The 19,702-nt window shown below is 54.0% G+C and carries 22 protein-coding genes and 1 pseudogene; 17 read left to right on the plus strand and 6 right to left on the minus strand.

Features of this window, described 5'->3' with window-relative positions:
* Positions 1-17 precede the first annotated feature (17 nt).
* Positions 18-1,190 carry a MalY/PatB family protein gene (locus ACSZO4_RS04115; RefSeq protein WP_437887576.1) on the plus strand — a complete coding sequence of 391 codons (1,173 nt, stop codon included), beginning with the start codon at positions 18-20 and terminating at the stop codon, positions 1,188-1,190.
* 100 nt (positions 1,191-1,290) lie between these two features.
* Positions 1,291-2,292: an adenosine deaminase gene (gene add, locus ACSZO4_RS04120; protein ID WP_437887577.1), complete on the plus strand. Its 1,002-nt coding sequence runs from the start codon at positions 1,291-1,293 to the stop codon at positions 2,290-2,292.
* Positions 2,293-2,337: 45 nt separating this feature from the next.
* On the opposite strand, the gene ACSZO4_RS04125 is transcribed toward add, so the two are convergent.
* Complete coding sequence (locus ACSZO4_RS04125) at positions 2,338-3,378, minus strand: oxidoreductase (protein WP_437887578.1); 1,041 nt, start codon at positions 3,376-3,378, stop codon at positions 2,338-2,340.
* A gap of 226 nt (positions 3,379-3,604) precedes the next feature.
* Between ACSZO4_RS04125 and blr the strand changes: the two genes are divergently transcribed.
* The 11 genes and pseudogenes from blr to nth all read left to right on the plus strand — a co-directional run bounded on the left by blr (position 3,605) and on the right by nth (position 11,059).
* A complete protein-coding gene (gene blr / locus ACSZO4_RS04130; protein WP_437887579.1) occupies positions 3,605-3,742 on the plus strand; it encodes a division septum protein Blr in 138 nt (45 codons plus the stop codon).
* Between the two features lie 245 nt (positions 3,743-3,987).
* On the plus strand, positions 3,988-4,203 hold the full coding sequence (ydgT, locus tag ACSZO4_RS04135; RefSeq protein ID WP_044177000.1) for a transcription modulator YdgT: 216 nt from the start codon (positions 3,988-3,990) through the stop codon (positions 4,201-4,203).
* Between the two features lie 74 nt (positions 4,204-4,277).
* Positions 4,278-4,371 (plus strand): annotated as a pseudogene (locus ACSZO4_RS04140) (DUF2569 domain-containing protein); the annotation flags it as partial.
* Positions 4,350-4,715: a DUF2569 domain-containing protein gene (locus ACSZO4_RS04145; RefSeq protein ID WP_437887598.1), complete on the plus strand. Its 366-nt coding sequence runs from the start codon at positions 4,350-4,352 to the stop codon at positions 4,713-4,715. The pseudogene ACSZO4_RS04140 and the gene ACSZO4_RS04145, both read left to right, overlap by 22 nt.
* Before the next feature lie 76 nt (positions 4,716-4,791).
* Positions 4,792-5,373, plus strand: a complete 582-nt coding sequence (gene rsxA, locus ACSZO4_RS04150; protein ID WP_437887580.1) for an electron transport complex subunit RsxA — start codon at positions 4,792-4,794, stop codon at positions 5,371-5,373.
* Positions 5,373-5,951 carry an electron transport complex subunit RsxB gene (gene rsxB, locus ACSZO4_RS04155; RefSeq protein ID WP_437887581.1) on the plus strand — a complete coding sequence of 193 codons (579 nt, stop codon included), beginning with the start codon at positions 5,373-5,375 and terminating at the stop codon, positions 5,949-5,951. The genes rsxA and rsxB overlap by 1 nt, the downstream gene beginning before the upstream one ends.
* Positions 5,944-8,046, plus strand: coding sequence for an electron transport complex subunit RsxC (gene rsxC / locus ACSZO4_RS04160; protein ID WP_437887582.1), 2,103 nt, complete (start codon positions 5,944-5,946; stop codon positions 8,044-8,046). The genes rsxB and rsxC overlap by 8 nt, the downstream gene beginning before the upstream one ends.
* Complete coding sequence (rsxD, locus tag ACSZO4_RS04165; RefSeq protein ID WP_437887583.1) at positions 8,047-9,099, plus strand: electron transport complex subunit RsxD; 1,053 nt, start codon at positions 8,047-8,049, stop codon at positions 9,097-9,099.
* Between the two features lie 9 nt (positions 9,100-9,108).
* Positions 9,109-9,729 carry an electron transport complex subunit RsxG gene (rsxG, locus tag ACSZO4_RS04170; RefSeq protein ID WP_437887584.1) on the plus strand — a complete coding sequence of 207 codons (621 nt, stop codon included), beginning with the start codon at positions 9,109-9,111 and terminating at the stop codon, positions 9,727-9,729.
* A gap of 2 nt (positions 9,730-9,731) precedes the next feature.
* Positions 9,732-10,424, plus strand: coding sequence for an electron transport complex subunit E (locus ACSZO4_RS04175; RefSeq protein WP_437887585.1), 693 nt, complete (start codon positions 9,732-9,734; stop codon positions 10,422-10,424).
* Complete coding sequence (gene nth / locus ACSZO4_RS04180) at positions 10,424-11,059, plus strand: endonuclease III (RefSeq protein ID WP_437887586.1); 636 nt, start codon at positions 10,424-10,426, stop codon at positions 11,057-11,059. The genes ACSZO4_RS04175 and nth overlap by 1 nt, the downstream gene beginning before the upstream one ends.
* Before the next feature lie 11 nt (positions 11,060-11,070).
* Here nth and ACSZO4_RS04185 read toward each other — a convergent pair whose 3' ends face one another.
* On the minus strand, positions 11,071-11,502 hold the full coding sequence (locus ACSZO4_RS04185; RefSeq protein WP_437887587.1) for a CopD family protein: 432 nt from the start codon (positions 11,500-11,502) through the stop codon (positions 11,071-11,073).
* Positions 11,503-12,246: 744 nt separating this feature from the next.
* On the opposite strand from ACSZO4_RS04185, the gene dtpA reads away from it, so the two are divergent.
* Together dtpA and gstA are read left to right on the plus strand one after the other, a co-directional pair.
* Positions 12,247-13,752, plus strand: a complete 1,506-nt coding sequence (gene dtpA / locus ACSZO4_RS04190) for a dipeptide/tripeptide permease DtpA (RefSeq protein WP_437887588.1) — start codon at positions 12,247-12,249, stop codon at positions 13,750-13,752.
* A gap of 104 nt (positions 13,753-13,856) precedes the next feature.
* Positions 13,857-14,459 carry a glutathione transferase GstA gene (gene gstA, locus ACSZO4_RS04195; protein ID WP_437887589.1) on the plus strand — a complete coding sequence of 201 codons (603 nt, stop codon included), beginning with the start codon at positions 13,857-13,859 and terminating at the stop codon, positions 14,457-14,459.
* A gap of 55 nt (positions 14,460-14,514) precedes the next feature.
* Here the strand turns inward: gstA and tyrS are convergent, their stop codons facing one another.
* The 4 genes from tyrS to anmK all read right to left on the minus strand — a co-directional run bounded on the left by tyrS (position 14,515) and on the right by anmK (position 18,171).
* The gene (gene tyrS / locus ACSZO4_RS04200; protein ID WP_437887590.1) at positions 14,515-15,789 is read right to left on the minus strand and encodes a tyrosine--tRNA ligase; all 1,275 of its coding nucleotides are present in this window, start codon (positions 15,787-15,789) and stop codon (positions 14,515-14,517) included.
* A 124-nt stretch (positions 15,790-15,913) separates the two neighbouring features.
* A complete protein-coding gene (gene pdxH / locus ACSZO4_RS04205; RefSeq protein ID WP_437887591.1) occupies positions 15,914-16,570 on the minus strand; it encodes a pyridoxamine 5'-phosphate oxidase in 657 nt (218 codons plus the stop codon).
* 57 nt (positions 16,571-16,627) lie between these two features.
* The gene (mliC, locus tag ACSZO4_RS04210; protein ID WP_437887592.1) at positions 16,628-16,951 is read right to left on the minus strand and encodes a C-type lysozyme inhibitor; all 324 of its coding nucleotides are present in this window, start codon (positions 16,949-16,951) and stop codon (positions 16,628-16,630) included.
* 95 nt (positions 16,952-17,046) lie between these two features.
* Positions 17,047-18,171 (minus strand): anhydro-N-acetylmuramic acid kinase, encoded by a 1,125-nt coding sequence (gene anmK / locus ACSZO4_RS04215; protein WP_437887593.1) that lies wholly within the window; start codon positions 18,169-18,171, stop codon positions 17,047-17,049.
* Between the two features lie 280 nt (positions 18,172-18,451).
* Here anmK and slyB point away from each other — a divergent pair, with 280 nt between their 5' ends.
* Positions 18,452-18,919: an outer membrane lipoprotein SlyB gene (slyB, locus tag ACSZO4_RS04220; RefSeq protein WP_437887594.1), complete on the plus strand. Its 468-nt coding sequence runs from the start codon at positions 18,452-18,454 to the stop codon at positions 18,917-18,919.
* A 146-nt stretch (positions 18,920-19,065) separates the two neighbouring features.
* Positions 19,066-19,702 (plus strand): transposase (locus ACSZO4_RS04225; RefSeq protein WP_437887595.1); only part of this gene is annotated, 637 nt, incomplete at its 3' end.

Raw genomic sequence — 19,702 nt, forward strand, 5'->3', positions numbered from 1 at the left:
GCCAGAAGGAAGGCCAGATGTTTGATTTTTCACAGACGGTGGATCGCCACGGCACATGGTGTACCCAATGGGACTATGTTGCAGATCGGTTTGGTGACGCGGGGCTGCTCCCGTTCACCATTTCTGACATGGACTTCGCCACCGCCCCTTGCGTGCTCTCAGCCATCCAGCAGCGCCTGAGTCACGGCGTACTCGGCTACAGTCGCTGGCAAAATGAAGAGTTTAGTGGCGCAATACATCACTGGTTCCGGGAGCGTTTTAATACTGAAACCGACAGCAATACGCTGGTTTACGGTCCATCTGTTATCTATATGATTGCTGAAATGATCCGCCAGTGGTCACAGCCCGGTGATGGCGTGGTGGTACATACCCCGATGTATGATGCGTTTTATAAAACAATCGCTGAAAATCAGCGCCAGCTTGTTCCCGTTGCACTGGAACATCATGAAACAGGCTGGCAGTGCGATATGGTACGGCTGGAGTCTGCACTAGCACAGCCGCAGAACAAAATTTTACTCTTGTGCAGTCCCCATAATCCCACCGGTAAGGTCTGGACGCGCGATGAGCTCAACGAAATGTCCCTGCTCTGTGAACGCTATGGCGTAAAAGTGATCAGTGATGAAATACATATGGATATGGTGTGGAGTAAACATCAGCATATTCCGTGGAGCAATGTGGCCCGGGGCCCCTGGGCGCTGTTTACCTCCGCTTCCAAGAGTTTCAATATTCCGGCATTGACGGGAGCCTACGGGTTTATTGCCGATGATCCGTCGCGCTCAAGCTACCTTTCAGCTCTCAAAGGCAGAGACGGTCTATCCTCCCCTGCGGTACTCTCGCTGGTGGCACATATTGCCGCTTACCGTGATGGCGCGCCCTGGCTTGATGCTCTGCGCTGCTACCTCAGGGAAAACCTGCGCTTTGTCGCCGATGCGCTGAATAGCGCTTTCCCACAACTGGCCTGGCAGGTATCCGACGCCTCCTATCTGGCCTGGATTGATCTGACCCCACTGGACATTGATGATAACGCACTGCAACAAGAGCTTATCAACAACCAGAAGGTGGCCATCATGCCAGGGCTGACCTATGGCGCACCTTACCAGCAATTTGTCCGTCTGAATGCCGGTTGCCCGCGGCAAAAACTCGAGCAGGGCGTGGCGCGTTTGCTGGCCGGGATCCGTGCCATTTGCTGACCCTGATTGCGTGAGGAATGATGTTTTTTGCGCAACATGGCTTTTTAGCTTCGTTTCTTTTTATAATGGACGGCACTTTAACTAAAATAAGAGTGCGACCATGATTGATACTAACCTGCCTTTAACTGATATTCACCGCCACCTGGACGGCAACATTCGGGCACAAACCATCCTCGATCTTGGCCGTGAGTTTAATCTCAATCTGCCTGCACAAACGCTGGAAAGCCTTATCCCCCATGTACAAGTCACCCAAAACGAGCCGGACCTGGTAAGCTTCCTGGCAAAACTGGACTGGGGAGTGAAAGTGCTGGCTTCTCTTGATGCCTGCCGTCAGGTAGCCTTCGAGAATATGGAAGATGCAGCGCGAAACGGTCTGCATTATGTCGAACTGCGCTTTTCACCTGGCTATATGGCAATGACCCATCATCTCCCCGTTGCCGGTGTGGTGGAGGCGGTGATTGCCGGCGTGCGCGAAGGAAGTAAAGCCTTTGGCGTTGAAGCGCGACTGATTGGTATTTTAAGCCGTACCTTTGGCGAAGCCGCCTGTCTGCAGGAGCTTGAGGCCCTGCTCGCCCATCGTGATGGAATTACGGCGCTTGATCTTGCCGGTGATGAGCTGGGTTTCCCGGGCGCCCTTTTCCTGCCTCACTTCAATCGCGCCCGCGACGCGGGATGGCATATTACCGTACATGCGGGTGAAGCCGCTGGCCCTGAAAGTATCTGGCAGGCTATTCGCGAGCTGGGCGCCGAGCGTATTGGTCATGGGGTAAAAGCTATTGAGGATCCGGCGCTGGTGGCGTTTCTCGCTGAGCAGCGTATTGGTATCGAGTCCTGCTTAACCTCGAATATTCAAACCAGCACCGTCCCTTCGCTGGCGTGCCATCCGCTGAAAACCTTCTTGCAACAGGGCGTGCTGGCGTCGATTAACACCGATGACCCTGCGGTCCAGGGCGTGGAGATCGGCCATGAATATAACGTTGCAGCGCCTGCTGCGGGCTTAAGCCGCGAACAGATCCGCCAGGCGCAGATTAACGGTCTGGAAATGGCCTTCCTCAGCGCGGCAGAAAAACAGGCGCTGAAAGATAAAGTGCTTCGGGGCTAAACACTCGATGCAGAAGTTACGCCGCTCTGTAGAGCGGCAGTATCATCAGGTCAGACTGAGTGTCGCTCGATGCTTTGCGGACTCGATCCCAAGTTCGATCAATTCCATTATCTGAATCGCCTGGCTTGCCGGAACCGGATTTTCACCGAGGCCAGTCAAGGCATCACGGATACCGGCGTAATAGGCCGGATAATTTCCCGGAACGGTCAGCCAGGTCTCTTCCACCCGCTCTTCCCCTTCAACACGTGTCAGTACCCCATCACGCATATCGTAGCCCCAGTCTTCCTGCGGCAGACGAGCACCACTTTTAAGCCGCTCTTCCTGTGGGTCGAGGCCGAATTTAACAAAACTGCCCCGGGTGCCATGCACGATATAGCGTGCGGACTCCGCAGCCGCCAGTAAAGTACCGTGCAGAATAACCCGTCGCTGTGGATAAGTGAGCACCGCGTGGAAATAATCCGTTGCCTGGGCTCCTGGCCGTAACTGAGCCAGATCGACATTCAGGGCGACAGGTAAGCCGAAAAGATTCACCACCTGATCCAGCAGATGCGGACCAAGATCGTACCAGATACCACTCCCCGGCCCCGCCAGTTCACGCCAGCGGTTGCGGATTTCCGGGCGATAGCGGTCAAAATGCGACTCCAGGTATGTCACCTCACCCAGCGAGCCATCGGCAAGCAGCCCTTTCAGGGTCAGAAAGTCGCTGTCCCAGCGACGGTTATGGAAAACCGATAACACACGTCCGGCGCTTTTTGCCAGCGCGTCCAGCTCTCTTGCCTGCGACAGCGTGACGGTGAAGGGTTTATCCACCACCACATGTTTACCCGCCTCCAGCGCGGCTTTCGCCAGTGGGAAATGGGTATCGTTGGGCGTCGGGATGACAATCAGGTCAATTTTGGGGTCGTCAAACAGGTGCTTTGGTTGCGCAACAACCGGCACTGCAGGCCAGTCCGCTTTTACTTTGGCGGCATCGCTACTGGATATTGCAGCCAGCTCCATACCTGGCGTACCCGCAATCAGCGGTGCATGGAAGGTTTTACTGGCATAACCATAGCCTATTAATCCAACACGGATATTTTCACTCATACTCGCGGCCTCATTTCACTGGAACAGCTATTTCACACTATCTCTCACTCGCTCACAACAATGAGTTAGTCAGTAACAATAGCCGGAGAACCAGGAATATTCGCAGTAATTCATCTCAGTTAGCGGTATTTGCTGAAAAATACAGACAGTATCTTGTCGTTATCTTCTCTCATCGGTAACATCCGTTAACTGAGTTCAGGGAGTTTTAGCAGGGAGTAGTAAACAGATGGTCTCAATCTTCAATCGTATCATTGAATTAATGGGGTGGGTTGTGCTGGGCGTTTCGACCGTTCTTTTAGTCTTCGCCAGTCATATCGATAATTACCAACCGCCTGAGCAGAGTATCGTCACGCAGAAGAAATAAAGGGCAAAGAGAACGCGCACATCCTTAATTATGGCAATCAGTTGTGTATTGCCAGGTGTTGCGAAGAGCGCTAATCTTCATCACCAGACAGCGTTCTGGTGTCTGTTGTAACCTTTTAAAGAAAATTCTTAATTAATGCTGGCTGGGCATTCTGGGACAATTACACGTTGTCCGGCCAGTTTATTATTCAAACGAATTACCCGCGAATGTTTTATTGTCTTTCTATTATATGGATAACGCTTAACATGACCGTTCAGGACTATTTATTAAAATTTCGCAAAATCAGTTCCCTTGAAAGTCTGGAAAAACTGTTCGATCACCTCAACTACACTCTGACTGATAACACGGAAATCATTAACATGTACCGCGCTGCCGATCATCGCCGTGCCGAACTGGTCTCTGGCGGCCGTTTGTTCGATATTGGCTGTGTACCTAAATCAGTCTGGCATTACGTTCAATAGTGCCGGTAGCATTCGCTGCATAATGCTTTATACTCCCAGGCCGGTAAATTCCTGATGGTTGACGAGGATAAAGCATGACAACGATGCCTGACGAGAGAATTGGAGGCTGGCTACTGGCCCCTTTGGCGTGGTTGCTGGTTTCACTATTGGGCCAGTCACGGAGTTTATTTTATATTATCCGCGATCTGGTTCCGCAGGTTATTGCCGCCGTCGGTAATGTTCCCTTCGCCAGCATTGCTCTCTGGTTTCTCTCGTTCGCCTTTGCTCTTGGAGTCTGGTGCTACACGCTGTGGCTGGTAGCGGCCTTTTTTAAGCGCCGTCGCAGCGTCTTAAAACATATGATCGTCTGGCTACTTATCACCCTCCTGCTGGCGTTAAAGATGTTTGCCTTTTCCGCCGTTTCGGATGATGTGGCCGTCCGTGAGTTGCTGTATGCTCTTGTTGCCACCGCACTGACAGTGCCTTATTTCAAACGCTCACAGCGGGTCAAACAGACTTTTGTGAATCCGTAATAACCTTACAGTTATACAGTTGTCGCCTGCTGTCATTTGACGGATAATAGGCGGCTTTTTTATTTCAGGCCATCTCATGACAGACTATCTGCTGCTCTTTATCGGAACCGTTCTGGTCAATAATTTCGTTCTCGTGAAGTTTCTTGGCCTGTGTCCGTTTATGGGCGTATCCAAAAAACTCGAAGCCGCAATGGGCATGGGGCTTGCCACGACGTTCGTGATCACGCTGGCTTCAGTCTGCGCGTGGATCCTCGACACCTGGCTGCTTATCCCTCTGGATCTGGTCTACCTGCGGACCCTGGCTTTCATTCTGGTTATTGCCGTAGTGGTGCAGTTCACCGAAATGGTGGTGCGTAAAACCAGTCCTGCGCTCTATCGTCTGCTGGGTATTTTTCTGCCGTTAATTACCACCAACTGCGCTGTACTCGGTGTGCCGCTGCTCAACATCAACCTTGGGCATAATTTCCTGCAATCCGCGTTATATGGTTTTTCTGCCTCCGTCGGATTTTCACTGGTTATGGTGCTGTTTGCCGCCATTCGCGAACGCCTTGTCGTTGCCGATGTGCCCGCACCGTTTCGCGGTAATGCCATTGCGCTGATCACCGCAGGTTTAATGTCTCTGGCCTTTATGGGCTTTAGTGGGCTGGTGAAGTTGTAATGAATGCAATCTGGATAGCCATTGTCGCCCTGAGCATTCTCGGGCTGTTGTTCGGCGTCATTCTGGGTTATGCGTCGCGCCGCTTTGCGGTTGCGGACGATCCGGTTGTCGAAAAAATTGATAACCTGCTGCCTCAAAGTCAGTGCGGGCAATGCGGCTATCCTGGCTGCCGCCCTTACGCTGAGGCCGTTGGCCTGCAAGGCGAAAAAATTAACCGCTGCGCACCCGGCGGAGAAGCGGTGATGCTCAAAATCGCCGAAATGTTAAATGTGGATCCCCAGCCTGTCGACGGTGACGAGACAGCGCAGGAACCCGTACGTATGCTCGCCATCATTGATGAAGCCAACTGTATTGGCTGCACCAAATGTATTCAGGCCTGCCCGGTTGACGCCATTGTTGGCGCCACGCGGGCCATGCATACGGTAATGAGCGACCTTTGTACTGGCTGTAATCTGTGTGTCGATCCGTGTCCGACCCGCTGTATTGAGTTGCGTCCGGTGGCCACAACGACCGCCAGCTGGAAATGGGACCTGCACACAATTCCCGTGCGTATTATTCCCGTGGAACAACATGCTTAAGTTATTTTCCGCTTTTCGCAAAGACAAACTGTGGGATTTCCACGGTGGCATTCATCCGCCTGAGATGAAAATGCAGTCTGCCAGCACGCCGCTGCGCCATGTGCCGCTGGCGACACGTTTTGCTATTCCGCTAAAACAGCATATTGGCGCTGAAGGCGAGCTGTGCGTAAGCGTCGGCGATCGGGTTCTGCGCGGGCAGCCCTTAACCCGTGGACGCGGCCGTATGCTACCGGTGCATGCTCCTACCTCCGGTATAATTAGTGCGATAGCCCCCCACTCCACAGCCCACCCTTCCGCGTTACCGGAGCTGAGCGTCATCATTGATGCCGACGGCGAAGACAGATGGATTGAACGTGACGGCTGGAACGATTACCGCACTCGCGACCGCAGTGCGCTGATTGAGCGCATTCATCAGTTCGGCGTGGCTGGATTAGGCGGCGCCGGATTCCCGACCGGGGTGAAGCTTAAAGGTGGCGGCGACCTGATCGAAACGCTGATTATCAATGCTGCCGAATGCGAGCCTTACATCACTGCCGACGATCGCCTGATGCAGGATTGCGCCGCGCAAATTATTGAAGGTGTTCGTATCCTGATGCATATCCTGCAACCGCGTCAGGTACTGATTGGTATCGAGGATAATAAGCCACAGGCGATTTCAATGCTGCGCGCCGTGCTGGCGAATTCTCATGATATTCAACTGCGCGTCATCCCGACCAAGTATCCATCCGGCGGGGCCAAACAGCTGACCCAAATTCTGACCGGCAAACAGGTTCCGCACGGCGGCCGTTCATCTGATATCGGTATCCTGATGCAGAACGTCGGCACCGCTTATGCCATAAAGCGCGCCATTATCGATGGTGAGCCGTTAACTGAACGCGTGGTGACCCTGACCGGCGAAAGCATCAACCAACCGGGTAACGTCTGGGCGCGTCTGGGTACGCCAGTGCGTCATCTGCTGGATAACGCAGGATTCTGTCCTGGGGCTGAACAACTGGTGATTATGGGTGGACCGCTGATGGGCTTTACCCTGCCGTGGCTGGATGTGCCGGTGGTAAAAATCACCAACTGTCTGCTCGCCCCCTCCGCCAGTGAAATGGGTGAACAGCAGGAAGAACAAGGCTGTATTCGATGCAGCGCCTGTGCTGATGCCTGCCCTGCGGATCTGTTACCCCAGCAGCTTTACTGGTTCAGCAAAGGCCAGCAACACGATAAAGCCACAGCCCATAATCTTTCGGACTGTATTGAGTGCGGCGCCTGCGCCTGGGTCTGTCCGAGCAGTATTCCGCTGGTGCAATACTTCCGTCAGGAGAAGGCAGAAATCTATGCCATCGCTGAGGAAGAAAAGCGCAATGCGGAAGCCAAAGCCCGCTTTGAAGCCCGCCAAGCACGCCTGGAACGAGAAAAAACGGCCCGTGCCCAGCGCCATAAACAAGCCGCCGCGCAACCCGCAGCCCAGGATCAGCAGGCCATTGACGCCGCCCTGGCCCGGGTGCGAGAAAAACACACCTCTGCGGCTCAGACCCTGGTGGTGCAGGCTGGCAGCACGCCGGATAACAGCGATGTGATTGCCGCCCGTGAAGCGCGCAAAGCGCAGGCGCGCGCCCGCCAGGCAGAAAAAGCCTTGCAGGCTAATGAGGCAACCACGCCTGTTGCTGACGCTACTGAATCTGCCGATCCCCGTAAAGCGGCCGTTGAGGCTGCCATCGCCAGAGCGAAGGCCAGAAAATTGCAGCAGCAGACGGCGACGGAGACCGCACCACGCGCAGAAGAGCCTGCGCCAGTGGCAGAGCCGGTTGACCCACGCAAAGCCGCCGTTGAGGCCGCCATCGCCAGAGCGAAAGCCAGAAAATTACAGCAGCAGACGGCGGCGGAGACCGCACCACGCGCTGAAGAGCCTGCGCCGGTGGCAGAGCCGGTTGACCCACGCAAAGCCGCCGTTGAGGCCGCCATCGCCAGAGCGAAAGCCAGAAAATTACAGCAGCAGACCGCACCGACGGATGCCGCAAATGATGATCCCCGTAAAGCGGCAGTAGCGGCAGCCATCGCTCGGGTTCAGGCAAAAAAAGCCGCACAGCACGTTGTTAACGAGGATTAAATGGTTTTCAGAATCGCAAGCTCCCCTTATACCCATAACCAGCGCCAGACATCGCGCATTATGCTGCTGGTTGTCCTTGCGACCCTGCCTGGCATCGCGGCGCAACTGTGGTTTTTTGGCTGGGGGACGCTGATCCAAATCCTTCTCGCCATCGCCACTTCGCTTGCCGCAGAGGCACTGGTTCTGCGCCTGCGAAAGCAAAATGTGAAAGCAATCCTGGCGGATAACGCCGCCCTGCTCACCGGGCTGTTGCTGGCCATCAGTATTCCGCCCTTCGCCCCCTGGTGGATGGTAGTGCTGGGGACGGTGTTCGCCGTTATTATTGCCAAACAGCTTTACGGTGGTCTGGGCCATAACCCATTTAACCCGGCGATGATAGGCTACGTCGTTTTGCTGATCTCTTTCCCGGTGCAGATGACCAGCTGGCTGCCGCCTTATGAAATCGCAAAAACAGTACCCGGATTTATGGATGCGCTCGGCATTATTTTCAGCGGCCATACCGCGACAGGTCTTACGATGGATGGCCTGCGTATGGGCATTGACGGTATCAGTCAGGCAACCCCGCTTGATACCTTCAAGACCTCATTGCATGCCGGGCACAGCGTCAATGAGATCCTCCAGGCCCCCATCTATGGCGGCGTGCTGGCAGGCATGGGCTGGCAGTGGGTTAACTTAGGTTATTTGCTTGGTGGCGTGGTGCTGCTATGGAGCAAAACCATCCGCTGGCATATCCCACTCAGTTTCTTGCTGTCGCTTGCGATCTGCGCCACGCTTGGCTGGGTGTTGTCACCTGAAAGCCTGGCCTCGCCGCAGCTGCATTTGCTCTCCGGAGCCACCATGCTGGGCGCCTTCTTTATTTTGACCGATCCGGTCACCGCCTCGACGACCAACAAAGGTCGCCTGATCTTTGGCGCGCTGGCCGGGTTGCTGGTGTGGCTTATCCGCAGTTTCGGCGGCTACCCGGACGGCGTTGCTTTCGCCGTCCTGCTGGCGAATATTACCGTGCCATTAATTGATTACTTTACACGCCCGCGCGTGTACGGCCATCGCTAAGGAACCGCCATGCTGGATACTATGCGTAAATATGGCATGACCCTGACGCTGTTTGCTGCGGCGTCAACCGGTATGACTGCGGCCATTAACCAGTTGACCAAATCCACCATTGCCGAACAGGCAGTACTGCAACAAAAAGCGTTGTTTAGTCAGGTCCTGCCTGCCGACAGCTATAATAATGCATTGCAAAACAGCTGCTATCTGGTCGACGCGCCGGAGCTGGGTAAAGGCAAACACCGGGTGTATATTGCCCGCCGCGACGACACCCCGACAGGCGCCGTGATCGAAGCCACCGCGCCCGATGGCTATTCCGGGGTGATCCAGCTGCTGGTTGGCGCGGATTTCAACGGAACGGTGCTCGGTACCCGCGTGACGGAACATCACGAAACCCCGGGACTTGGGGATAAAATAGAGCTGCGCATTTCCGACTGGATAACTCATTTTACGGGCAAAAAGATCGCTGGCGCGAATGACACGCACTGGGCCGTGAAGAAAGACGGCGGTGATTTTGATCAGTTCACCGGGGCAACCATCACCCCGCGCGCGGTAGTCAACGCCGTAAAACGCGCAGGCCTTTATGCCCAAACGTTGCCGACGCAACTTGCCAGCTTACCGACCTGTGGGGAGTAACCATGAGCGAAATTAAAGAAATTATCGTCCAGGGATTGTGGAAAAATAACTCCGCGCTGGTGCAGTTGCTGGGAATGTGTCCGCTGCTGGCGGTCACCTCCACCGCCACCAACGCTTTAGGTCTGGGTCTTGCCACCACGCTGGTTTTAACCCTGACCAACTTCACCATCTCTCTGGTGCGCCGCTGGACGCCGTCGGAAATCCGCATTCCTATTTACGTGATGATCATCGCCTCAGTGGTGAGCATCGTGCAAATGCTGATCAACGCCTATGCCTACGGGCTGTATCAGTCGCTGGGTATCTTCATCCCGCTGATCGTAACCAACTGTATTGTGGTGGGTCGCGCCGAAGCCTTCGCCGCCAAAAAAGGGCCAGGTCTTTCAGCTCTGGACGGCTTTTCAATTGGTATGGGCGCCACCTGTACCATGTTTACCCTTGGTTCGATTCGCGAAATTCTCGGCAATGGCACCCTGTTTGACGGTGCTGACAGTCTGCTGGGTAACTGGGCGAAAGTACTGCGTATTGAAGTGTTCCACACCGATTCATCATTTCTGCTGGCCATGCTGCCTCCTGGCGCATTTATCGGCCTGGGTATGCTGCTGGCGATTAAATACCTGATTGATGAACGTTCGAAGAAGCGCCGTGCGGTGGTGCAAGCCAGCGAAACGACTCAGACGCTGCCCGGGAAGGCTTAATGAATAAAATGAAGCGGCGGGAAATTCTCACCCGCCTGCGGGATAACAACCCGCATCCGACAACGGAACTCAATTTTAACTCCCCCTTTGAGCTACTGATTGCCGTGCTGCTCTCAGCACAGGCCACTGATGTGAGTGTTAACAAGGCCACGGCGCTGCTCTACCCTGTCGCGAACACGCCGCAGGCCATGCTTGCGCTGGGCGTCGACGGGCTTAAAAGCTATATCAAAACCATTGGCCTGTTTAATACCAAAGCCGAAAACGTGATTAAGACCTGCCGTATTCTGCTGGAACAGCACGCGGGCGAGGTGCCTGAAGACAGAGCGGCGCTGGAGGCGCTGCCCGGCGTCGGGCGTAAAACCGCTAACGTGGTGCTTAACACGGCCTTTGGCTGGCCGACTATCGCCGTTGATACGCATATTTTTCGCGTCTGCAATCGTACCCATTTTGCGCCGGGTAAAAACGTCGAGCAGGTGGAAGATAAACTGCTCAGCGTCGTCCCGGCGGAATTTAAAGTTGATTGTCACCACTGGCTGATTTTGCACGGCCGTTATACCTGTGTGGCGCGCAAACCACGCTGCGGCTCATGCATCATTGAAGATCTGTGCGAATTCGAGAGCAAAACAGAACTCTGAATTTACGCTTTTCAGAACGGCCTGATGATTGCCAGCAGTATAATCAGGGTCACCAGCAGCAGCACAATGGCAGAGGCATGGCCGATAATCGCCGGGATCCGGGTCGTCGTGCCTGTTGCCAGTCTTCTCAAGGTTGCGGTCAACACCCCGTGGATGCCGGACAACCCCACAACCAGCAGGATTTTCAGCACCAGCCACAGGTGCGGCATCTTGCCATGAATAATCACCATCGCTATCCCCACCAGCCATAACAGCACCATCGCCGGCGACGTTATCTTACGACTCCACTGGCGGACGAATGAGAGCAGTTCCGTGGGTATGGCGGCCTGTTGATTGACCCGGTGCTGACACCAGCTGGCGACAACGGCCATCACCAAAATTCCGCCAATCCAGATGATGGCCGCAATGATATGCACAGCATTCAGCCATGGGTGTAAATTCATGGGGTAAACTCCGAGAAAAAGTGTGGTTAGAAGTCTGCCAGTGCCTTTCGGAGCTGTCATCGACTACTGCCTGTCGCACAACAAAATCCGCAAAAACATTGATCTACTACAGACTGTCGCCCGCGCCGGTTTGTACCCTTATCGACCGCAACACAAGCAAAGCAGTAGGGTTAAGCAGGCCATCTCTGCGACAGACTGTATTTCACGCTGATTATCCCGCATAAACCGTCATGCTATTACACTTAATGTTGCTTATTAGCATTTATCCTGGCGCATAGTTTTTTTATAGCAAAAAAATTCTACTCAGTTATAAATGCTAGCGCCTCGATCAAATTATGTTAATTTTTGGATCACGGCGACGATAACGATTGCGTAGCCCACCTGACACTCGCCAAAACACAACAGATACCACCATAAAATTAAATCATAATAGTCCGATAAACTACCTTGAAAGCAAAACAGCAGAAGATATCACTTGAAAGGAAAATCAGAGGGTGCTGTGTAGTCAAAAAAGCTGCCATAACTGAAGTTGCGAAATTTAACGCTGAATAATATTTGTCGACGCGGATTATAATATCGGAAAAGATAAATGTAACAGTTTATTGCAAAAGTATTGCCTCAAACTCCAGGATAAGGAACATTACCCGCCGTTTTCCTTCCCGCAATAATTATAAGCGCGATGAATACTGGGAATCGCGTGTCGAATCACCCCTGTTAAAATGGGATGTAAAAAAAGAGGTATTTGTGTCTACTGCAAACAATAAACCAACGGAAAGCGTGAGCCTGAACGCTTTCAAACAACCAAAAGCGTTTTATCTGATCTTCTCCATTGAGTTGTGGGAACGTTTCGGCTTTTACGGTCTGCAAGGGATCATGGCGGTCTACCTGGTTAAACAACTGGGCATGTCTGAGTCAGATTCTATTACCCTGTTCTCCTCTTTTAGTGCGCTGGTCTACGGCCTCGTCGCCATCGGCGGCTGGTTAGGCGACAAGGTGCTGGGTACCAAGCGCGTGATTATGCTGGGCGCAATCGTACTGGCGGTAGGTTACGCGCTGGTGGCATGGTCCGGTCATGATGCAGGTATCGTTTATATGGGTATGGCGGCAATTGCCGTGGGTAACGGCCTGTTCAAAGCCAACCCCTCATCCCTGCTCTCCACTTGCTATGCTAAGGATGATCCACGCCTGGACGGTGCATTCACAATGTACTATATGTCCGTTAACGTTGGTTCTTTCTTCTCTATGCTTGCCACCCCGTGGCTTGCCGCGCAGTTTGGCTGGAGCGTCGCCTTCGCCCTGAGCGTTGTCGGCCTGCTGATCACCATCGTCAACTTCGCCTTCTGTAAGCGCTGGGTCAAAAACTATGGTTCCAAACCGGACTTCGAACCGCTGCGCGTTGGCTACCTGCTGGCAACCATCGTCGGCGTCGTGGTGCTGGTGACTATCGCAACATGGCTGCTGCACAACCAGGGGATCGCCCGTATGGTGCTGGGTGTCGTGGCTCTGTGTATTGTCTGCATCTTCGCCAAAGAGACCTTCGCCCTTCAGGGTGCGGCACGTCGTAAAATGATTGTGGCCTTTATTCTGATGTTGCAGGCGATTATCTTCTTCGTGCTGTACAGCCAGATGCCGACTTCCCTGAACTTCTTCGCCATTCGCAACGTTGAACACACCCTGCTGGGTATTGCCTTCGAGCCGGAACAGTTCCAGGCGCTGAACCCGTTCTGGATCATCATTGGTAGCCCTATTCTGGCCGCTATCTATAACAAGATGGGCGACACGCTGCCGATGCCGCACAAATTCGCGATTGGTATGGTGCTGTGCTGTGCCGCATTCCTGGTGCTGCCGCTGGGGACCAAATTCGCCTCTGATGCCGGTATCGTTTCCGTGAGCTGGCTGGTGGCAAGCTATGGTTTGCAGAGTATTGGTGAGCTGATGATCTCAGGCCTGGGCCTGGCAATGGTGGCGCAGCTGGTTCCTCAGCGTCTGATGGGCTTTATCATGGGTAGCTGGTTCCTGACCACTGCGGGCGCTAACATTATCGCCGGTTACGTCGCCAACCAGATGGCGATCCCGGAAAACGTGACTGACCCACTGATGTCGCTGGAAATTTACGGTCGTGTCTTCCTGCAAATTGGGATCGTGACTGCCGTTATCTCGGTGCTGATGATCCTGGCAGCCCCGAAACTGAACCGCATGACGCAGTCTGACAGCAAAGACGAGAAAACCGCTGAGACGGCAACCGCTTAAGGTTTGCTGCTAAAGCTTACAAAGCCGTTAACTTTTTGTTAGCGGCTTTTTTTTATTCCCGCAGGGAATAATCTATAGCGGAATAAAACCATCCGGAGTAATGCATGATACTGTTTTATAAACCAGGCGCCTGCTCGCTGGCTTCCCATATTGTCCTGCGTGAAGCAGAGAAAGATGTAACGCTTATCAGCGTGGATTTGATGAAAAAGCGTCTGGAAAACGGTGATGACTTTTTTGCCATCAACCCTAAAGGGCAGATCCCTGCCCTGCAAATTGACGCCGACACCCTGTTAACCGAAGGCGTCGCCATTATGCAGTTCGTTGCAGACAGCGCGCCGGACAGTCATCTGCTGGCGCCTGTCGGGGACTTTACCCGTTACAAGACGCTGGAGTGGCTTAACTTCGTTGCCACCGAGCTGCACAAAGGCTTTACGCCCCTGTTCCGCCCGGATACGCCGGAAGAGTTCAAGCCTACGGCCCGCGCGCTTCTGGAGAAAAAACTCCAGTACGTTGAAGACGCGCTGGCACATCAGCAGTGGATTAATGGTCAGCACTTCTCCATTGCCGATGCTTACCTGTTTACCGTGTTGCGCTGGGCCGTTGCGGTAAAACTGACGCTGCCAGAGACGGGGCATATCGGTGGCTGGATGCAGCGTGTGGCCGCCCGTCCTGCGGTTGCCGCCGCGATGGCTGCGGAAGGTATTTAAGTCGCCAAAAAAAAGGGAGTGATTTCTCACTCCCTTCTGTTACATTCCCGCCCGCTTATTTCCAGCAAATCAGGCAGTAGTTCTTCTTACCACGACGCAGCAGCGTATAACGCCCAAACAGACGATCGCTCTCGGCGAAGAAATATTCCGGGTCGGCCTGTTTTTCACCGTTAATGGTCACTGCGTTTGATGCGATGGTTTTACGCGCCTGACCACGGGACGGTTGCAGCTCGGAATCCACCAGCGCCTGCATCAGGTCCGCACCTTTTTCCATTTCGATCATCGGCACGCCATCCTGCGCCAGCTGTTCGAAGTCCGCTTCACTCAACGCGCTTAAGGTGCCGTTGAACAGGCTTTCGGTAATGCGTTTGGCAGCCACCAGCCCTTCTTCACCATGCACCAGGCGGGTGACCAGTTCGGCCAGCACATACTGCGCACGTGGCGCTTTACCGCTGTTTTTATCTTCTTCTTCCAGGGCATTGATCTCCGCAATATCCATGAAGGTGAAGAATTTCAGGAAGCGATAAACGTCCGCATCGGCGGTGTTGATCCAGAACTGATAGAACTTGTACGGGCTGGTTTTCTTCGGATCCAGCCAGACTGCGCCGCCTTCAGTTTTACCGAACTTGGTGCCATCAGCTTTGGTGATCAGCGGGACCGTCAGACCAAAGACCTGGTTCTGGTGCAGACGACGGGTCAGGTCGATACCGGAGGTAATGTTACCCCACTGATCGGAACCGCCGATTTGCAGCGCAACGCCGTGCAGATTGTTCAGGCAAGCGAAGTCATAACCCTGCAGCAGGTTGTAGGAAAACTCGGTAAACGAGATCCCCTGATCGTCACGGTTCAGACGCTGCTTCACCGCTTCTTTGTTGATCATCTGGTTTACAGAGAAGTGCTTGCCGATATCACGCAGGAAGGTCAGCACATTCATGCCACCAAACCAGTCGTAGTTGTTGGCCGCAATCGCCGAATTGTCACCACAATCGAAGTCGAGGAAGGGAGCCACTTGTTTGCGGATCTTATCCACCCATTCCTGCACGGTGTCTTCGGTGTTCAGTTTACGCTCAGCGGCTTTAAAGCTCGGGTCACCAATCAGCCCCGTTGCGCCACCGACCAGTGCGACAGGTTTATGGCCTGCCTGCTGGAAGCGTTTCAGGCATAACAAAGGAACAAGATGCCCCAAATGCAAGCTGTCAGCGGTGGGATCGAAGCCGCAATAGAGCGCGATCGGGCCTTGCGCCAGTCGCTCTGCTAACGCTTCCTCGTCCGTCACCTGGGCTACCAGCCCGCGCTCTTGCAATTGTTTAATCAAGTTACTGCTTGCCATCAAATTCTCCATATAAAACGACTGCACCTTTGCCGGTACACGACTTTTCGCCAGTTACGAAAGCCTCATAGAATAAAGCGCCAACACACGCAGCGCCAGCGCTTAAAACAACAAATTTCAGGGATTAGGGTGCGAGACGATCAATTTTCCATGCGCCGTTTTCACGCTGATATAAAAAACGATCGTGAAGACGGTTAGCGCCGCCCTGCCAGAATTCCATCTGCTCAATGCTGACGCGGAATCCTCCCCAGAAACTGGGCAGCGGTACTTCGCCCTGCTGGAACTTCTGCTTGAGCTCAAGGAATTTACTTTCCAGGATACCACGCGCAGAAATACGGCTGGATTGCTGGGAAACCCAGGCGCCAATCTGACTGTCACGAGGGCGGCTGTGGAAGTATTTCACCACATCGAGCGTAGAGAGACGCTCTGCTTTCCCAATCACCATCACCTGGCGCTCCAGCATATGCCAGGGGAACAGCAGGCTGATAGCCGGATTTTTTTCGATATGGTGGGCTTTGCGGCTGCCAAGGTTGGTGTAAAACACCAGACCGCGTTCATCGTAGTGTTTGAGCAACACAATGCGCTGGAAAGGCTGTCCGTTTTCGTCCACCGTGGCAACAACCATCGCTGTCGGGTCGGCCAGTTTCGCTTCGCATGCCTGTCCCAGCCAGCGTTCAAAAAGGGGCAAAGGTTCAGCGGGCAGATCGTTACGACGAAGTCCGCCCTTGGTATATTCACGGCGCAGATGCGCGATTTGCTGCAATTGATCGTTATCAGACATGGCGTTAGCAAAATGAGTAATCAGGTAGGGCTATTGTGCGCCCCACCTGCAAAAATCTCAACGTTGCGGATTTTTCAGCTGACAGTTGTTCAGGACGATACGGTCACGCTTGTAGACCGTCGCGGTATCTCCTTTCGACCAGAAGACGTAAACCCCGTCGGTATAACGAGCGCCAGAAGCGGACAACCCCTGCGCCAGAGTCAGCAATTTGTCGTCGTAAACAAAACGCGCTTCCTGACGGGTGTTGTTAAGTTTGACGCTGAGGGGTTTCTCGTCACACTGGTACTCCAGCGTGTCGGTATGCATTCGCTCAACGAATTGATTGTAGTAACTGCACCCGGCAAGGAGTGCGGGCAGGCAGGCGATGAGTATTTTTTTCATGCGATATTCCCGAGACGGTCCTGGTCTTAGAGGGCGCGATAAAACACCCTCTCTCAACCCGGAGTCTAGCGGTAAGCGTGACGACTGAACGTCAGTTAACTCTGATTCTGTCGCGGGTTAGCGGGGAAAATGGCCCCAAGCACGCTCGGCTGCGATGCCCCGGTAACGGAAGGCAGGTTGCCCGGCAGGCCAGCCAGCGTGCGCCAGGCAAGCCAGGCGAATGCCAGAGCTTCCATATCGTCGCCGCTGATCCCCGCCTCATCAGTGGTCGTCACCTCTGTTCCGGGGAGCAACGCAGAGAGTCTCGCCATAACTAACGGATTGCGGCTTCCCCCGCCGCAGACCAGCAGACGGTCGCATCCCCCGCTAAGGAGAACCTGCTCCGAAATGGTCACCGCCGTGAGTTCCGCCAGCGTTGCCTCGACATCCTGGGGAGCCAGAGCGGGGAAATGCGCCAGATGACGCTCAAGCCAGCCGTAGTTGAAATACTCACGTCCGGTACTTTTGGGCGCCGCAGCGGCAAAATAGGGATCGCTGAGCATATTTTGCAATAACGGAAGTATCACTTTCCCGGAACTGGCCCATTGCGCGTCTTTATCATAGGGCTTACCGAGTTTGCGCCAAATCCAGGCATCCATCAGCATATTGCCGGGGCCGGTGTCATAACCGCGCACGGGCATTCCGGGGAAGAGTAAGGAGATATTGGCAATACCGCCAATGTTGAGCACCATCCGGCGCTCTGTCGGATGGGCCAGCAGTGCGTGATGAAACGCGGGCACCAGGGGCGCGCCCTGCCCGCCCAGAGCGATATCGCGACGGCGGAAATCCCCGACCACGGTGATGCCGGTGAGAGCGGCTATATGGTTGTTATCACCAATTTGCAGGGTGTGCGGTTCATCACCCATCGGTTCATGCCAGACGGTCTGACCGTGGCAACCAATAGCGACAATATCTTTGGCACTCAGGTGCTCCTGAGCCAGCAGCGCCTGCACGGCGGCGGCAAAGAGTTTGCCTAATTGACTGTCCAGACGCCCCAACTGTGAGAGCGTGAGCGGTTGCCCCTGGCAGACACTCAGAATGGCCTCTTTCAACGGGATCGGCATTGGCCACGTCAGGCTGGCTTGCTGCGCCACCATGCGTTCATCGATTGCGGCCAGGACCACATCCACGCCATCCAGACTCGTCCCCGACATCACGCCAATATAGCGACCCGATTTCATATGTCTTCCTTCGTTGCGAGACTGAAGATGTCACTCCATCATAAAGTGCTGAGTATTACTATCCATTACAAATACTTTTTAACAATCAAGTCAGACTAAGCCTCATCAGAAACGGCCTGCGCTGGCATATAATCAGCTCGTTTAAACGGGGTTAATCCCGGCTCTGATATTATTTTCGTAACGTTTTGGCAGAAGACATGCCAGTCATGGCGAAATGCCATATAATTTACCCATGACGGATGCTCATTAGAGTATGTTTTGGTGAACAGGAGATTCATAAATGATGTTACGTATACTGGCTGTTACGCTGGTTGGTTTTACTCTGGCTGGTTGTGTAAACGACAATACTCTCTCCGGAGATGTCTATTCCGCCTCTGAAGCCAGACAGGTGCAAAATGTCACTTACGGCACCGTTGTCAACGTCCGTCAGGTACAAATTCAGGGCGGCGATGAAAATAACGTAGTTGGTGCGCTGGGTGGCGCAGTACTGGGTGGCTTCCTGGGTAACACCATTGGCGGCGGAACCGGCCGTTCCCTGGCAACAGCAGCAGGCGCAGTGGCGGGCGGCGTAGCCGGTCAGGGCGTTCAGGGCGCGATGAACAAATCCCAGGGTGTTGAACTGGAAATCCGTAAAGACGATGGCAACAGCATTATGGTTGTGCAGAAGCAGGGAAATTCCCGTTTCTCAGCGGGTCAGCGCGTGGCTATAGCAAGCAACGGCAGCCAGGTTACCGTTTCCCCGCGTTAATTCGCCGGAATATATCCACTCCCGATTGCGGGTTTGATGCAAAAAAAAAGCCTTGTATTTACAAGGCTCAGACTGCTGACAAAGTCCTGGCCGTGAGGCCGGGACTTTGATCTAATTAAGTCAGTGCAATTAACGGACTGACTGCCATGCTTAAGCAACCTTCTCCCCATCAGTACCAGTTTGAAACCATCACCCTCGACGAGCTGGTTCCCGAAGACCATCTGGTTCGTCAAATCGACGCCGCTATCGACTTCGAATTTATCCGTGACGCCGTGGCCCATCTTTACTGTCCCGATAATGGCAGACCTGCCGTTGACCCCGTCCGCCTGATTAAAATGATGCTCCTCGGTTATCTCTTCGGCGTTCCGTCAGAGCGACGACTGGTGAAGGAAATCCTGGTTAACGTTGCATACCGCTGGTTCCTGCGTATGGGGCTGACGGAGAAAGTCCCCGACGCCTCCACGCTCAGCCAGAACCGTATCCGTCGCTTTAACGACAGCGATATCTTCCAGCAGATTTTTGACCGTATCGTGGAGCAGGCCCTGAGCCAGGGCATGGCGAATGGCCGCGTTCTTTATACTGACAGCACGCATCTGAAAGCAAATGCCAACCCGCGCAAAGCGGTGAATGAAGTGCGTCCGGAAGGCGTCAGCGACTACTTCGACCAGCTCAATGCCGCCGTGGAGGCCGACAGGAAGAAACACGAAAAAAAGCCGCTGCCCGCCGTAAAAAAGAAGCCCGGAAGCGCAGCCGGTGTTAAGAACGTGAAGGTGAGCACCACCG

Origin of the sequence: Phytobacter sp. V91 (genome assembly GCF_965644225.1) — a bacterium.
Classification (GTDB): Bacteria; Pseudomonadota; Gammaproteobacteria; order Enterobacterales; family Enterobacteriaceae; genus CBFFRJ01.

What these genes read in the sequence shown, in the direction of transcription:
- ACSZO4_RS04115 (WP_437887576.1), top strand. Translation starts at nt 18, where the DNA reads ATGTTTGATTTTTCACAGACGGTGGATCGCCACGGCACATGGTGTACC.
- add (WP_437887577.1), top strand. Translation starts at nt 1,291, where the DNA reads ATGATTGATACTAACCTGCCTTTAACTGATATTCACCGCCACCTGGAC.
- ACSZO4_RS04125 (WP_437887578.1), bottom strand. Translation starts at nt 3,378, where the DNA reads ATGAGTGAAAATATCCGTGTTGGATTAATAGGCTATGGTTATGCCAGT.
- blr (WP_437887579.1), top strand. Translation starts at nt 3,605, where the DNA reads ATGGTCTCAATCTTCAATCGTATCATTGAATTAATGGGGTGGGTTGTG.
- ydgT (WP_044177000.1), top strand. Translation starts at nt 3,988, where the DNA reads ATGACCGTTCAGGACTATTTATTAAAATTTCGCAAAATCAGTTCCCTT.
- rsxA (WP_437887580.1), top strand. Translation starts at nt 4,792, where the DNA reads ATGACAGACTATCTGCTGCTCTTTATCGGAACCGTTCTGGTCAATAAT.
- rsxB (WP_437887581.1), top strand. Translation starts at nt 5,373, where the DNA reads ATGAATGCAATCTGGATAGCCATTGTCGCCCTGAGCATTCTCGGGCTG.
- rsxC (WP_437887582.1), top strand. Translation starts at nt 5,944, where the DNA reads ATGCTTAAGTTATTTTCCGCTTTTCGCAAAGACAAACTGTGGGATTTC.
- rsxD (WP_437887583.1), top strand. Translation starts at nt 8,047, where the DNA reads ATGGTTTTCAGAATCGCAAGCTCCCCTTATACCCATAACCAGCGCCAG.
- rsxG (WP_437887584.1), top strand. Translation starts at nt 9,109, where the DNA reads ATGCTGGATACTATGCGTAAATATGGCATGACCCTGACGCTGTTTGCT.
- ACSZO4_RS04175 (WP_437887585.1), top strand. Translation starts at nt 9,732, where the DNA reads ATGAGCGAAATTAAAGAAATTATCGTCCAGGGATTGTGGAAAAATAAC.
- nth (WP_437887586.1), top strand. Translation starts at nt 10,424, where the DNA reads ATGAATAAAATGAAGCGGCGGGAAATTCTCACCCGCCTGCGGGATAAC.
- ACSZO4_RS04185 (WP_437887587.1), bottom strand. Translation starts at nt 11,502, where the DNA reads ATGAATTTACACCCATGGCTGAATGCTGTGCATATCATTGCGGCCATC.
- gstA (WP_437887589.1), top strand. Translation starts at nt 13,857, where the DNA reads ATGATACTGTTTTATAAACCAGGCGCCTGCTCGCTGGCTTCCCATATT.
- tyrS (WP_437887590.1), bottom strand. Translation starts at nt 15,789, where the DNA reads ATGGCAAGCAGTAACTTGATTAAACAATTGCAAGAGCGCGGGCTGGTA.
- pdxH (WP_437887591.1), bottom strand. Translation starts at nt 16,570, where the DNA reads ATGTCTGATAACGATCAATTGCAGCAAATCGCGCATCTGCGCCGTGAA.
- mliC (WP_437887592.1), bottom strand. Translation starts at nt 16,951, where the DNA reads ATGAAAAAAATACTCATCGCCTGCCTGCCCGCACTCCTTGCCGGGTGC.
- anmK (WP_437887593.1), bottom strand. Translation starts at nt 18,171, where the DNA reads ATGAAATCGGGTCGCTATATTGGCGTGATGTCGGGGACGAGTCTGGAT.
- slyB (WP_437887594.1), top strand. Translation starts at nt 18,452, where the DNA reads ATGATGTTACGTATACTGGCTGTTACGCTGGTTGGTTTTACTCTGGCT.